At 52.0% G+C, this 13,189-nt stretch carries 12 protein-coding genes, 1 tRNA gene and 2 pseudogenes; 8 read left to right on the forward strand and 7 right to left on the reverse strand.

What is annotated here, in order from left to right:
• Window positions 1-103: 103 nt before the first annotated feature.
• Both A0129_RS10650 and A0129_RS10655 read right to left on the reverse strand, forming a co-directional pair.
• Window positions 104-511 (reverse strand): PaaI family thioesterase, encoded by a 408-nt coding sequence (locus tag A0129_RS10650; RefSeq protein ID WP_291714826.1) that lies wholly within the window; start codon window positions 509-511, stop codon window positions 104-106.
• 645 nt (window positions 512-1,156) lie between these two features.
• Window positions 1,157-2,110 (reverse strand): carbon-nitrogen hydrolase family protein, encoded by a 954-nt coding sequence (locus tag A0129_RS10655; protein WP_291714828.1) that lies wholly within the window; start codon window positions 2,108-2,110, stop codon window positions 1,157-1,159.
• Between the two features lie 123 nt (window positions 2,111-2,233).
• On the opposite strand from A0129_RS10655, the gene A0129_RS10660 reads away from it, so the two are divergent.
• On the forward strand, window positions 2,234-2,593 hold the full coding sequence (locus tag A0129_RS10660; protein WP_291714830.1) for a transposase: 360 nt from the start codon (window positions 2,234-2,236) through the stop codon (window positions 2,591-2,593).
• Window positions 2,594-2,654: 61 nt separating this feature from the next.
• Here the strand turns inward: A0129_RS10660 and A0129_RS15820 are convergent.
• The 3 genes and pseudogenes from A0129_RS15820 to A0129_RS10670 form a co-directional block, all read right to left on the reverse strand.
• Window positions 2,655-2,933: pseudogene (locus A0129_RS15820) on the reverse strand (AAA family ATPase); the annotation flags it as partial.
• 290 nt (window positions 2,934-3,223) lie between these two features.
• A complete protein-coding gene (locus A0129_RS10665) occupies window positions 3,224-3,730 on the reverse strand; it encodes a hypothetical protein (protein ID WP_291714832.1) in 507 nt (168 codons plus the stop codon).
• A gap of 292 nt (window positions 3,731-4,022) precedes the next feature.
• Window positions 4,023-5,156, reverse strand: a complete 1,134-nt coding sequence (locus A0129_RS10670; protein ID WP_291714834.1) for a Fic family protein — start codon at window positions 5,154-5,156, stop codon at window positions 4,023-4,025.
• 825 nt (window positions 5,157-5,981) lie between these two features.
• Between A0129_RS10670 and A0129_RS10675 the strand changes: the two genes are divergently transcribed.
• Complete coding sequence (locus A0129_RS10675) at window positions 5,982-6,977, forward strand: site-specific integrase (RefSeq protein ID WP_291714837.1); 996 nt, start codon at window positions 5,982-5,984, stop codon at window positions 6,975-6,977.
• A gap of 80 nt (window positions 6,978-7,057) precedes the next feature.
• On the opposite strand, the gene A0129_RS10680 is transcribed toward A0129_RS10675, so the two are convergent.
• The gene (locus A0129_RS10680; protein ID WP_291714839.1) at window positions 7,058-7,846 is read right to left on the reverse strand and encodes a hypothetical protein; all 789 of its coding nucleotides are present in this window, start codon (window positions 7,844-7,846) and stop codon (window positions 7,058-7,060) included.
• A gap of 113 nt (window positions 7,847-7,959) precedes the next feature.
• A tRNA-Met gene (locus tag A0129_RS10685) sits at window positions 7,960-8,036 on the reverse strand.
• Window positions 8,037-8,163: 127 nt separating this feature from the next.
• Between A0129_RS10685 and A0129_RS10690 the strand changes: the two genes are divergently transcribed.
• From A0129_RS10690 to nusA, 6 genes and pseudogenes are all read left to right on the forward strand, one after another.
• Complete coding sequence (locus tag A0129_RS10690; RefSeq protein ID WP_291714841.1) at window positions 8,164-8,658, forward strand: DUF4442 domain-containing protein; 495 nt, start codon at window positions 8,164-8,166, stop codon at window positions 8,656-8,658.
• Between the two features lie 9 nt (window positions 8,659-8,667).
• The gene (locus A0129_RS10695; RefSeq protein ID WP_229544902.1) at window positions 8,668-8,883 is read left to right on the forward strand and encodes a DUF1289 domain-containing protein; all 216 of its coding nucleotides are present in this window, start codon (window positions 8,668-8,670) and stop codon (window positions 8,881-8,883) included.
• A gap of 461 nt (window positions 8,884-9,344) precedes the next feature.
• Window positions 9,345-9,959 (forward strand): SMC-Scp complex subunit ScpB, encoded by a 615-nt coding sequence (scpB, locus tag A0129_RS10700; RefSeq protein ID WP_291714844.1) that lies wholly within the window; start codon window positions 9,345-9,347, stop codon window positions 9,957-9,959.
• A gap of 172 nt (window positions 9,960-10,131) precedes the next feature.
• Window positions 10,132-11,298: pseudogene (rluB, locus tag A0129_RS15825) on the forward strand (23S rRNA pseudouridine(2605) synthase RluB); the annotation flags it as partial.
• A 201-nt stretch (window positions 11,299-11,499) separates the two neighbouring features.
• Complete coding sequence (gene rimP, locus A0129_RS10710; protein WP_291714847.1) at window positions 11,500-12,015, forward strand: ribosome maturation factor RimP; 516 nt, start codon at window positions 11,500-11,502, stop codon at window positions 12,013-12,015.
• Between the two features lie 10 nt (window positions 12,016-12,025).
• On the forward strand, window positions 12,026-13,189 hold a 1,164-nt coding region (nusA, locus tag A0129_RS10715), incomplete at its 3' end, for a transcription termination factor NusA (RefSeq protein ID WP_291714849.1).

The raw sequence follows: 13,189 nt of genomic DNA on the forward strand, positions 1-13,189 counted from the left end.
TGAAGTCTTGCATGATAACTATTGATTCAATAATGGGCCAATCAACCCGACGAATTGCTCCGTATCCTCAAGCTCAAGAAATCCTTTCGTCCCAAATTGAAGGTTAATACAAAATCATTTGTGTGCAGCGGAACACCGCGAGTCGTTTCCCGGACTCTGTACAAAACACATTTGCATCCCAAACCTGAGTCGTTTTCCCCAAGTGCACCGGAGTGGCTAGGGCATATATATTGCCGTCGCGAACAGTGCCCAAATGATTTGATTTGAGTTCAATGGTGGTAAAGCCTTTGGCCTTGTCCGGCAAGTTGACAATACAGCCGTAACCACACGCTGAATCGGCAAGACTGATTACACTCCCGGCGTGCAGAAACCCATTCGGTGCCATGAGGTGACGTGTAACCGGCATGTCCAGACGAATTTCCGTTGGGCTAACACTTGTGACCACAACGCCAAGGTGACCTGGCAGGCTGTCACGGCCAAGCTCTCTGAAATAATCAAGATCTTTTTTCATTGAATGCCGATTTTGTGAGTGATGAAGCGCGACATGGTTACTGTTTTTGTCTGATCACTGGCGCTCGAATTTCCGCTTTAATCTCAGGTAGTGCGTATTCCCCATCATCGCTCAATCCGTACTCAATTGCATTAAAACCGTGGGTTTTGAAGAAAATCATCCCTTCCGTTTTTCTATAAATGTGCCGGCCGGTATCACTGCGAGTGGCAACCGAGTACGGATGGCCAAAAACGAAAAAGGCCAATCACCGAGATGATTAGCCTTTTTTCTATATTTGGTTGCGGGGGCAGGATTTGAACCTACGACCTTGGTTATGAGTATTTTCTCTTTTAGAGATCACAAGCGATGAAACTCGATAAGCAGCGGGCTAAATTGGGTTGCATACCACGCCAGCTGCGGCTTTCCAGTCAGTCTCAGGGGTGCCACTTTAGATCGCTTTAAACCTATCGTGTTTAGGTGCACCCCTGGGCACAGGTACTCAATTTCTTTGGCTTAGTAATTCTTATGATACTGAAATGACCTTCAGGTACTAAAAATCGACTGCATCATCACAAATGCATTTCTGTGATTCTTGGTTGGTCGTCTGCGGATACAGCCATACAACAACCACTGGCGCACAATCCATTCTCCAAAACAAGTAACAATTCAGTGACCAAGCCCGGACTGGCCCGAGTGGCGGTTTACGTACATGGGAGCACAAGCAGCATTCTGTTGGGCCCAAAGAAGCCGAGTCTCCCAAGGCATGGGAGCGTTCCAAAAATGGCCTGTGGGTTGCAAGGATGCACCCGCGTTGCTCATCTCAATGTGTGCAGAGATGATGCCCTCACCGTCTTCGGCAGACAGGGCAGCCAATACCTCACCCCTGTTGTTCACAATTTGCGATTGGCCCAAGAGTTGCGTGCTCATGGGCAAGGAAAAACCTGGAGTGACTGCAAATCGCCCTTTGAGTTGACCAATCTGCGATGCATGCACCACGGGTGCACCGGTCAAACGAGACAAGGTCGATGGTGCTTGAGTCAGTAGGGCAAGGTTCCGCCGGTGCGCTTTACGCAACAACGTCGCAGGAAAGCGCCAACCTGGTTCTGTCCACCAGTGGGTGCCGGCCATGATGAGGTCGACCCGATTCCTGAGCTGATGGACTGTGGCTGTACGTATCATCTCCCAACACATGGCCACACCGATTGGGCCATTGGCTGTATTCAGGAGCCGATCAGAAGACCCGCCTTGGTAGAAAGCAGACTCAACCATGGTGGGAATATCTTTGTCGTGCTTGAAGAGCTGACCCGCCTGATCAACAAAGGCGTAGGTGTTATAGACCCTGCTACCCCGCTGCTCCAGGTAAGAACCCCCTGCCGCGGCCCCATACTGGCAGCACAGGCTCAACAGCCCGTCAACAAAGGCGTTGTGGGGAAAGAGGATGCCCTCCTGCACTTCAGCGTTCAGGCAGATAGGCGTGGAAGCAAACTCGGGTAAAGCCACAAACTGGTTACCTTGCCTGAATGCTTGTTCCAACTTGGACAGGCATTTGTCGATGTTCGATTGCGGCCTACCGATCGTCAATTCCAACTGAATGGCTGCGACCTGAGTGAGTAAAGCCATATGTCAACCCCCTTGAGTTATAACTGGATCTGGTGTTTGAAGGCTTGTAGAGGAAGCGGCGTATCCGGTTGATAAAATTTGTTTTGCGAAAGACAAACCATCAACTTTTGGAGATACGCCACCATGGGCAAGGATAACGTTTTTGATTTGAATGTAGCAGGTTGCCAGGTCGACCCGCTGACAGAAATTTTGAGATCTGGTGCGCGTCAATTGATTCAGGCCGCGATACAAGTGGAATTGCAGGAGTTCCTCGCTCAGTATCAGGACAGAAGGCTGGAAGATGGCCGATTCTCCGTGGTACGCAATGGCCACCATCCACAGCGAGAAATCCAAACTGGCATTGGGCCGGTGACGGTTCAAGTGCCCAAGGTTCGTGCCAAGGATGGCACACCGGTGGTGTTCCGTTCAGCCCTTGTGCCACCGTATGTACGCAAAAGCCAAATGATGCTCCAAAAGTTTCTCCTGGCGGATTCGTCATGTTAGTAACGCCATCGACCTTCTTGAAATGGAACACAGCTTCGCGAGGTAGCGCAGAGACTAGAAAGAGCGAGTGAGAGGAGATGATGGCTCGGGCTTTTCCGTTGGCCTCGTTCGCCTTTTCAAAGTCCAGGTGGAAGCGGGTGCGCCAGCTTGGGTTCAGGTGCGTTTCGGGCTCGTCGTAGAGGAACAGCGTCTCATCGTCCCCAAAGAGTCGTACAGCGCCCAGTGTCAATAGAAGCTGCACTTCTCCGTCGCTCAAGTCATCGAATGCGACAGTTCGCTCGCCGTCAGACATCCAGAGTTCCTGCACCGAAAGCGGGAGCTTAGGGCACCAACTGAACATGCTTGTCGGCCGTATGCATGTCGATCAATCCATCAGCCTCGCTTGCGCTCACACTCCTAGACGAGCGGAAGAATTTGGCCTCTAGTCCAAGCATGTCCTAAATTCTGCGTAAATCGATCGTTGTTGCCTCGCATGCTGACTGGCTGCTTTGGCCGATTTTCGGCCGGAGCCGACATTAAGGTGCAATAAACACGATTTTGGAGCGAATGAATAACTGCTTACAATCGCGACATTAAATTAGTTGGCGATCGGCATCACCGATATTTATCAAAGTGCTTCCACTTGATTTTTCAGCTTGTCGGATTCTTTGTAGAACTTCGGATTGCGGACCACGTCAATCTCTCCGCGTAGATCTCCGCTAGGTCCTCTTTGGGTAATTTTTTCAATTCCTCAATATCGGGGTGTTTAGACATGAATTCAAGCAAGCGATCCCTTGAGGTCTCTTGATAGCTGTCCAAAAAGAAATCAAACAGTTCTAGCGGTGTTTCAGCTTTTCTCGGTGATCTCACTTCGATACCAAAAAATGTATCCGGATGCCGACGGTAAGCAGCTAATTCTTCGGGTGTTAACGGCACAGTCCCTATTACGGCCTCACCGTTGTCCAAGAGATGGGAAACGTATGCCATGGACTCAGATTCAACTACTGTCGCCGAAGTTAGCTTGCCCGGCCTTTCCACCCCGTTAGCATCTGGGATGAGATATTTTTCACCTATGATAAGTCTTTGGTTTTGGTCAGAGAAAGCAAGTTCGGGGGGCGTTCCGTCGAATGTTGCCGGAATTTCCGAATGGATACGCATCGACTTCAATAGCTGGTATATGTCACTGTGCTTCTTTCGAGAGTTATGGGCAGCCCTCAAACTTGAATAGGCTGTGTCGTACTTAAAATCAGGAATTTGGAAGCCCTCAAGCGATCAGTGGTTTGGATTTTCTGCAATCAAAGCAATCCCAGAGATTACTGACGATATTTTGATGATCCCGTTACCGGGACATACCCGAGGTCACACAGGTGTTGCAGTTCGTCTGGGAATGAAGTGGATTCTTCACTGCGGTGATGCCTATTATCACCACAGCCAAGTTACAGCGACACCTTCAGCACCTATACTCGGGCAGATCATTCAGCTCGTAGCTGGTGCTACGCCCGCCGGCATCCGATTTGCGCATCACGCCCCGCGTCAGCAGATCGTTGATGTCGCGCAGTGCCGTGTCCGGCGAGCATTTGGCGATGGCCGCCCACTTGCTGCTGGTGAGCTTGCCCTCGAAACCATCGAGCAGCTTGTTCAGCAATTTCACCTGCCGCTCGTTCAACGGGGTCGCCGCCCAGCGCTGCCAGAACCGCGCTTTCGTCAGGACAGCGTCCAGCGTGTGCTGGGCCTGGTCGACGGCGCAATGAAGCGTGTCGAGGAACCACGCAAGCCACTCGGTGACATCCATCGACCGCCTCTGCGTCCTCTCCAGGATGTCGTAGTAAGCCTTGCGTTCGCGCTGGATCTGCGCCGACAAACTGTAGAAGCGTTGCGGGCTGCCATCGGCACGCGCCAGCAGCAGATCGCCAATGGCCCGGGCGATACGGCCATTGCCATCATCGAATGGATGCAGAGTGACGAACCACAGATGGCCAAGGCCTGCCTTGAGCAGTACCAGTTCGTTTGATGTGCCATTCAGCCAGTCGAGGAAGCGGCTGGTTTCGGTCTCGAGGCGATTAGCCGGCGGTGCTTCGAAATGCACCCGCTGGCGGCCGATGGGTCCGGACACCACCTGCATCGGGCCGGTGGCATCGTCGCGCCAGCCGCCGACGTTGATCTTGGAGAGCCCAGAATAGCCGGTAGGAAACAGTGCGGCATGCCAGCCGAACAGACGCTCACGCGACACCAGTGCCTGGCAGTTGGCGGTGGCATCAAGCACCATCTCGACCACGCCTTCGACATGCCGATCGACCGGAGCGAGCGCGCCGATGTCAACGCCCAACCTGCGGGCGATGGACGAGCGCACGGATTCAACGTTGAGCTGCTCGCCTTCGATCTCGCTGGTCTTGACCACGTCCTCGGTGAGCGCCGCGAGACTCGCTTGGTCACGCAAGGCCATGCCGACGTCAGCCAGGCGCCCAATCAAGAGCCCTTGGGCACGACTGACCTCAGCCATGGGCTCGGCCAGCGCCGCCAGGTCGAAGCGCCAGTTTGGCCAGTCACTGGCCTGCCAGATGTATTTGTAATCGCTGCTATTCATGCGGAGATTATGAACTGCAATCTCCGCACGCGCAAGACAATCGCCGCATATTGTGCGGTGAATGTGGTCACCATTCGCCGCATGACGGATCGCCTTGCCCCAGGAATGGGTGTAAATGGGTGTGTTATTGGCTGTGGCAACGAACGCGGGTTCAGTTCCCGTTTCGGGAATTGAACTGGCCACGGAAAGCAGACGAGGTTGAGGCCGTATTCCGACTACCAATCAGTCCGAAAACCTGCTTGATCGTCCACTGCCGACGGGCGTAGCCGCAATGCCAATCCAGTCAATGATCTTAGCTAAACCATGGGCACAACCTGGGCACAACTTAGGCACAACTTAGGCACATCCTATTAATAGTCAAATTCCATCCTGAAGGTCACAAATTTCCGAAAATTCGGCACAAAAATTCGCTTCAAAAACTCGAAAATCCACGACCTTCAGGTTGATTTCCCAAACGGTCATTGGGCACAAAAATGTGAACCAGAAAATTCGAGAAATTTTTACAGATGTGCCCTGTTGACCGTTATTGGGTTTGACCGAAGGTCATGAAAGAGAAGGTGGGCTAAATCGGGGTTGGGCACCAGTTGGGCACATTCTGGGCACACGCTGTTAGTGGCCTAGAAAACAAAAAAACCAACCGCCGCTAAGTGATTGGTTTTAATGATAAAAATTTGGTTGCGGGGGCAGGATTTGAACCTACGACCTTCGGGTTATGAGCCGCCGCGAGCAATGGCTGTGGCTCGTCTCCGGGTGATCTAAAAGCTTAAGCGTCTCTCCAATAAAGCAATCGTCACGTATGTGACTGACAACTTTTAAGGAGGCCTTATGCCCACCATAGTTCAAAAAAACAACCGTTACTTGTCACGTGTCCGCATCGCTGGGCACAAAGGAATTTCATCAACCTTTGACTCATACCATGAAGCCCTGAAATGGGGTCTGCAAATGGAAGCTGAATTCAGGCGTGCAACACCCGAACGTCAGCGCTTGCTTGAAGTCGCTACCTTGAAGGCGGCAATGCTCCGATACCGGGAGGTGGTTACACCCACCAAGAAGGGGCACGTCACCGAGCGAAGCAGGATTGATTTGATAATCAGGTTTTATCCAACACTCGTTAATCGTAACCTTGAAGAAATTGAGGGTATGCATGTCGCTGATTTTCGTGATGCTTTGGTGGGTAGTGGTTATGCCCCCGCGACGGTAAAGCGATACATGGAGGTAATCAAAGCGGTATTCAAAACCGCGAAGTATGAGTGGGGCTTCCGCAAGCTGCTCGACCCAACCGAAGGTGTGCGAATGCCCAGCATTCAAAATGCCAGGTCACGTCGATTGACCCCACAAGAGTTTCAGGTCTTGTTGGCCTCATGCGATGAGCATCCAAGCTACTGGTTGCGCCCCTATGTCGTTCTTGCCGTTGAAACTGCGATGCGTCGAGGCGAGCTGGGTAACCTCAAATGGGTTGATGTTGATTTTGAGCAGCGGTGGGCACGCTTGGACGCAACAAAGAATGGGAAGCGACGCTTTGTGCCTTTGTCGAGAAAGGCGCTCGAACAACTCGATTACTTGAAAGGGCTTTCGTTTGGTGAGCGTGTTTTCCCTGTGCAAATCGATGCGATCACTGGTGCGTTTGGCACGGCAGTAAAACGAGCTCGCATTGTTGACTTCCGTTTGCATGATCTGCGACATGAAGCTGTTTCACGTCTGATCGAACGCGGTCTTTCTGTGTTCGAGGTCAAAGAAATCACAGGGCAACTTACAACCACGATCGTTGAGCGATATACGCACCTAAGACGCGACGATTTATTAAGCAAGCTCGACTTGTAAGGGAGAAGTGAGCTTAGCCCCGAGGAGCGCCTCGGGGCTGCCCTTTTACCTGTTGTGGAACCGACATTCCAATGCGATGTTCATAAATCTAGCAGCCCTTTGAGCCCGGAGCTATAGTTCTCGCCACGCAGAAAGTTGCTTGAAAGAGTTTGAACGAGTCTGGGAGTCAATATTTTCGCTTTCTTTTCGTAAATTGCGGAGAGTAAGTTTAAGGAGGACGCCCAAATCGCGAATCGAGGTGAAGACAATACACTCGCTACGACTTCGTCTTCTGAAAGGTTGGGGCCCGGTCTCAAGAACAAATGTTTGACCTCTGATTTTTGAATTAATTTGATGAAATCGTCCATCGTCAAATTTACAGAATCAATTTGATGCGCTGCTTTATTCCTGAGCTTTGTTAATGCATCAAGAAACTTGTCGGTATCGTTGTCTAGAAGGGAGAGAGCCGATGCTATTTTCATTTTACTTGCAGCTCCCCCGTTCATTGGAACCTTCTCAATTATCAGGTTGAGCTCGTCGATGTCTATGCGCTGCTGAATTAGATGAGCAATCGCCATTTCCAGTAGCGTGTGAATTTTTAACAAAAACGACCAGTCGTCGCCCGAATGACTTAGTTCCCAAAAGAATCCGTCTTTGATGTTCAGGGCAGACTCAAGAGAGCTAACACGACCCCTTGTTTTGAGAAACCAAGCTTCACTTTTTAATTCTTCTGCGTTTCTCGCCACAGGTCGCTTTTTCTTTGGGTTTGGGATTTTCATTTTGTGCGAAATAGGAATAACTTGGCTAATTAAACAACATGTCATTTCGAAATGCATGTAATTTAAGAAAGTGACGATTGCCCGAGTTTTTACCCGAATTTGTTTTGGCACTCGCTCAAGCTGACATTTCACACTAGGTGACAAGAAACCCGCCCGAAACCGGCATTTATTGTCACAAAACAAAAAGGTCAACCACCGCTAAGTAGTTGACCTTTCTGAATATTTGGTTGCGGGGGCAGGATTTGAACCTACGACCTTCGGGTTATGAGCCCGACGAGCTGCCAGACTGCTCCACCCCGCGTCTGGTAAGAACGAAACTATAGCGGGTTTTTACCTTGTGTGCAAGTGCACAAACGCATGCAAACGCCTAAACCGCGGCTTAAAAACCTTTATCCTACTGAAACCACAAGAAAAACTCGCAGCAAAAAATGTTTAAAAAATTTCTGAAAAACCTCTCTGACAAGCCCGAATTCATGCGCAGGGCCATGAATTTTTACGCACCTTTGCGCGGCGCAGGCATTCATGTACATCACATCAGTGCCAATTTCGAAGAAGTCGAAGTGCACATGCCACTCACGCGTCGCAACAAGAACATCATGGGTACGCAATTTGGCGGTTCGCTGTATGCCATGGCCGATCCCTTCTACATGCTCATTCTCATGAAGCGCTTGGGCAGTCGCTACCATGTGTGGGATCAAGAGGCCAACATTCGTTTCATTGCGCCCGGCAATGCCTTGGTCAAAGGCGTGTATCAAGTCGATGATCAAACACTGGAAGAAATCAAATCCAAAGCGGCCACTGGTGAAAAAGTTTTGCACACCTTCGAGACCGACATCACCCACGCCGATGGCTCGGTTGTCGCACACGTCACCAAAGTGCTCTATATTCGCTTGAAGAAGCAGTACCGTCCCAACTCCAACTAAAGCAGCATCATGTCAAAACCTGAATACGCCAACCTGCCAGTGTGGCCAGAAGCCGATACCCCTTGCGTGGGTTTTTGTTCAACCAACCTTGGAGATGACATTTGCATGGGTTGCGGTCGCACCCTTGATGAGGTCGATGGTTGGCTGTTCAAAAGCGATGAGGAGAAAGAGGCCATCTGGAACCGCATCCGCCAAGCGGGTGTTGGCTATCGCTGGGAAAGCTGAAATAGCAAGCGTTGATGGCCTCTAGAGCCCATGCTCAGTTTTTAATCAACCAACCAAAAACTTCACAAAATCAACAGGCTGAAAATTTTATCCACAGTGAATAGGAAGGGTTTTCCCCGCCCAGTGTGGATAAGTTCCATAAGCTTCGGGGTAAGCCGCAATGGGGATGTTCGGTGCACTTTGTTCCGGCAACCTAGGAATGTCTCCGACCCTCCGTGGGTTACTTTTAGATACGGCTTGCCTCGGTGAGCCGTTTTTTTTGAAATTAATTGTGTGATCAAGTGGTTGCTGAGCGGTGGATAACGTGGTTACAATGCGCCATCGGTTTATAAAATGCCTGTCGCGCAACTCGTTTCACGCTGCGCCCCTGCACCCCGCTGGCAACAGCCACATCGGCCTGCAGGACCAATCGGCACTATTTCCCTATCAACACCTGAATTTCTTTAAGTGAGTCCGCCTGGATGGATCCCCAGCGCGCTAAAAACATATTAGAAGCAGCATTGCTGTGTTCGGTCGAGCCCATTGCCGTCAAGGAATTGATGCGCCTGTTCGATGATGCCTTTGATGCATCCGTGGTCACCACTTTACTGGAAGACCTGCGTCGAGACTGGACCCACAAGGGCTTGGAGCTAGTGCAAGTTAAAACGGGCTGGCGTTTCCAAACCCGCGAGGACGTTAAACGTTACCTCGAACAAATGAATCCCGAGAAGCCTCCGAAGTACTCGAGGGCAACCATGGAAACCCTGGCAATTATTGCCTACAAGCAGCCGGTTACCCGGGGCGACATCGAGTCCATTCGTGGGGTCACTGTGTCTACCCAGGTGATGAAGGCGCTCGAAGACCGAGGCTGGATTGAGTCAATCGGCCACCGCGATGCGCCGGGGCGCCCAGCACTGTGGGCAACCACGCCCCAGTTTTTGGCTGACCTGAATTTGGCCAGCCTTAGTGACTTGCCAGCACTGGACGACGAAAAAGACCAACAGCTGGCTGATGAATTACAGAAAGTCATTCCATTTGATCTGGATGACAGCGAAACAGCGGAAAACGATGAGAACCAACAAGCGCAAAGCAACTGAAACACTCGACAGCAACCCGATTCCCGAGCAGACGGCTGTCAGCATCGACAGTGAAAGCCATGACCTGGAATGGGGAGAGGTGCTGGATCAGGTCGAAGGCCTGAAGTCCGAAGAGAGTGGCGGCGCAAGCAAGAATCGCAGCAAGCTGAATGTGCGGCTGGACCCTGAACTGGCACCCAAGTTGCACAAGGTGCTGGCTGATTCCGGCATGGGCTCTCGCCGTGAAATGGAAGAACTGATTGTCGCAGGTCGAGTTTCGGTCAATGCTGAGCCGGCCCACTTGGGCCAACGCGTGTTGCCCACCGACCAGGTGCGTGTCAACGGCAAGCTGATTCAGCGCAAAAACAAGTCCAAGCCACCCCGGGTACTCATTTATCACAAACCTGCCGGTGAAATTGTGTCCATGGACGACCCCCAAGGGCGTACCACCGTATTTCAAAAGCTTCCGAAAATTTCGAATGGCAAGTGGATCGCCGTGGGAAGGCTGGATTACAACACCGAAGGTTTGTTGTTATTCACCTCTTCGGGCGAGTTGGCCAATCGCCTGATGCACCCTCGATATGAAGTTCAGCGTGAGTACGCTGTGCGCATTCTCGGCGAACTTACTGAGGAGCAGCGCCAGCAGTTGCTGACAGGTATTCAGCTTGAAGACGGTCCTGCCAAGTTTCTCTATGTGGATGCAGCAGGCGGGGAGGGTGCCAACCGCTGGTACAAAGTGGGTCTGAAAGAAGGTCGCAACCGAGAGGTTCGCCGCATGTTTGAGGCTTGTAACCTGACCGTAAGCCGCCTGATTCGCACACGTTTTGGTGACATCCTGATGCCTTCCACCCTGAAGCGAGGGCGTCATATGGAAATGGAAGCACTTGAGGCCATGTCCTACATGCAATCGTTGGGCTTGAAGGTGGATGAGTCTGCCCAAGAAGGTGCCATTCGTCGGGACAAGAAGAACATCGGCTCAAAAAACAACAAGCGGCGCAACGGTCAACCCCTGATCGATCCCGGCTTGGCATTCACGACCCCAACACAAACCTACCTGACCGTGTCTGGTGCTGCGGCCGCCGCTGCTTTGAGTAACCAGAACAATTTGTCCTCCGCGGGCGGTTCAGCCCGGCGCAATGGCGGTGATCGAAACGGCAACAGGGCTGGTGCCAATGGCAACGGCTCGGCCCCCGCTGGCAAGTTTGCGGGTCCGGGTAAGCGCCCCTCAGGGCCTCGCAATGCCGGTCCTCGGTCTGGCGGCCCTTCGGCTGGACGTGGTCCGGGGCGTGGCAATGAGGGTGGGAATGGTGCAGCCCAGAAACCCCAGCAGCGCAGACGCCGAAAGGCACCAGCCGCGTAGTTTCCCGCACCGGAAATTACTTGAAAATAAAGGCAGTTTCGGTTATTCTCTGAGGCTGCCTGAGCGCCCACTCCAAAAAGGGTGTCTCAAATGAAGTGGGCTTACAGGCCCATTTTTTTTGGCACGGCGGTTTTGGTGTGCCAATGAGCAGGCAAATGAAGTGAACAAGCGAAGCGAATACACAAGTAAAGGTTAAGAACGTTGAAAGGCGAAGTGATCAATCCTGAAGAATTTGTTGGCAATTCATGGTCTGGCGTGTGGTCAGAGTCGTGGGTTGCTGAAGCGGACGCCGTGATCTCATCGCTTGGCCTTGAAGTGGCTGACATTGAGCGCGAGGGCAATGGCCTGTTGCGCATCATGATCGATTCACCCACTGGCGTCACAGTCGAAGATTGCGAGAAGGTCAGCCACCAGCTTACCCACCTGTTCACCGTCGAAAACGTCAACTACGAACGGCTCGAGATTTCCTCGCCGGGTGTTGATCGCGTGTTACGTCGCAAAAAAGATTTCGAGCGGTTTTTGGATCAAGAGGTGTCCCTGAAATTCAAACGGGCCATCAACAATCAAAAACAGTTCAAAGGTGTATTGCAAAAAGGCAAAGAGCAAACCTGGGGTGTCCTGGTGACACCGGATGGTAAAAATGCCGAACCCTACTTGCTTGATTTTGAAATAACTGATTTGGCGGGTGCCCGTCTGGTCCCCCATCTAAAGTTTTAGGAGCCCTGGAATGAGCCGTGAGTTGCTTTTATTAGTTGATGCGTTGGCGCGCGAAAAGAATGTGGACAAAGACATCGTCTTTGGTGCGCTCGAATTGGCATTGGCTTCCGCAACCAAGAAGCGCTTCGATGAAGAAGTGGATGTCCGCGTGTCTATCGACCGCGACACCGGCGACTACGACACTTTCCGCCGTTGGGAAGTAGTCACGGAAGAAGATTTCTACGATCCCGCCTACCAAATGGTTCTCGATCAAGCCTTGAAACACGATGCCGAAGCCGAAATGGGCGACTTCATCGAAGAAGAACTTGAGCCTGTTGAGTTTGGCCGAATTGGTGCACAAGCAGCCAAGCAGGTTATTTTGCAGCGTGTTCGCGACGCCGAGCGCGAGCAGATCCTGCAAGACTTCCTCGACCGTGGCGACAAAATCGTGATTGGTCAGGTTAAGCGCATGGAGCGTGGTGACGCCATTGTTGAAAGTGGCCGCATTGAAGCCCGTTTGCCCCGGGATCAAATGATTCCCCGTGAAAGCCTGCGTCCTGGTGACCGTGTTCGCGCCTACCTGTGGAAGGTTGATCGCATGGCCCGTGGCCAGCAAGTCATTCTGTCACGCACTTCGCCTGAGTTCATCAAGGCTTTGTTCGCCATGGAAGTACCTGAAATTGAACAAGGCCACCTTGAAATCAAGGGCGCTGCCCGCGATCCTGGCATGCGCGCCAAAATTGCCGTGTTGGCTCACGACCGTCGTATTGATCCAATCGGTACTTGTGTGGGCGTGCGTGGTTCGCGTGTTCAGGCCGTTACCCAAGAGCTGGGTGGCGAACGTGTGGACATCGTGTTGTGGTCTGAAGACCCAGCCCAATTTGTAATCGGTGCTTTGTCGCCTGCCACTGTTCAATCGATTGTGGTGGATGAAGACCAGCACGTGATGGAAGTGGTGGTGGACGAAGCTGAGCTGGCGCAAGCCATTGGTCGCAGTGGTCAGAACGTGCGTTTGGCCTCCGACCTCACCGGCTGGCAAATCAACATCATGACACCCGAAGAGTCGGCCAAGCGTTCCGAAGAAGAAATCGGCAAATTGCGTGAATTGTTTACCAGCAAGCTGGATGTGGACGAGGAAGTGGCCAACATTCTGATCGAAGAGGGCTTCACCGGTCTTGAGGAAGTGGCCTACGTG

Origin of the sequence: Limnobacter sp. CACIAM 66H1, assembly GCF_001601825.1 — a bacterium.
In the GTDB taxonomy this organism is placed as follows: Bacteria; Pseudomonadota; Gammaproteobacteria; order Burkholderiales; family Burkholderiaceae_B; genus Limnobacter.

Coding starts and splice junctions, on each gene's coding strand:
- A0129_RS10650 (WP_291714826.1), bottom strand. CDS start 511: ATGAAAAAAGATCTTGATTATTTCAGAGAGCTTGGCCGTGACAGCCTG.
- A0129_RS10655 (WP_291714828.1), bottom strand. CDS start 2,110: ATGGCTTTACTCACTCAGGTCGCAGCCATTCAGTTGGAATTGACGATC.
- A0129_RS10660 (WP_291714830.1), top strand. CDS start 2,234: ATGGGCAAGGATAACGTTTTTGATTTGAATGTAGCAGGTTGCCAGGTC.
- A0129_RS10665 (WP_291714832.1), bottom strand. CDS start 3,730: ATGCGTATCCATTCGGAAATTCCGGCAACATTCGACGGAACGCCCCCC.
- A0129_RS10670 (WP_291714834.1), bottom strand. CDS start 5,156: ATGAATAGCAGCGATTACAAATACATCTGGCAGGCCAGTGACTGGCCA.
- A0129_RS10675 (WP_291714837.1), top strand. CDS start 5,982: ATGCCCACCATAGTTCAAAAAAACAACCGTTACTTGTCACGTGTCCGC.
- A0129_RS10690 (WP_291714841.1), top strand. CDS start 8,164: ATGTTTAAAAAATTTCTGAAAAACCTCTCTGACAAGCCCGAATTCATG.
- A0129_RS10695 (WP_229544902.1), top strand. CDS start 8,668: ATGTCAAAACCTGAATACGCCAACCTGCCAGTGTGGCCAGAAGCCGAT.
- scpB (WP_291714844.1), top strand. CDS start 9,345: ATGGATCCCCAGCGCGCTAAAAACATATTAGAAGCAGCATTGCTGTGT.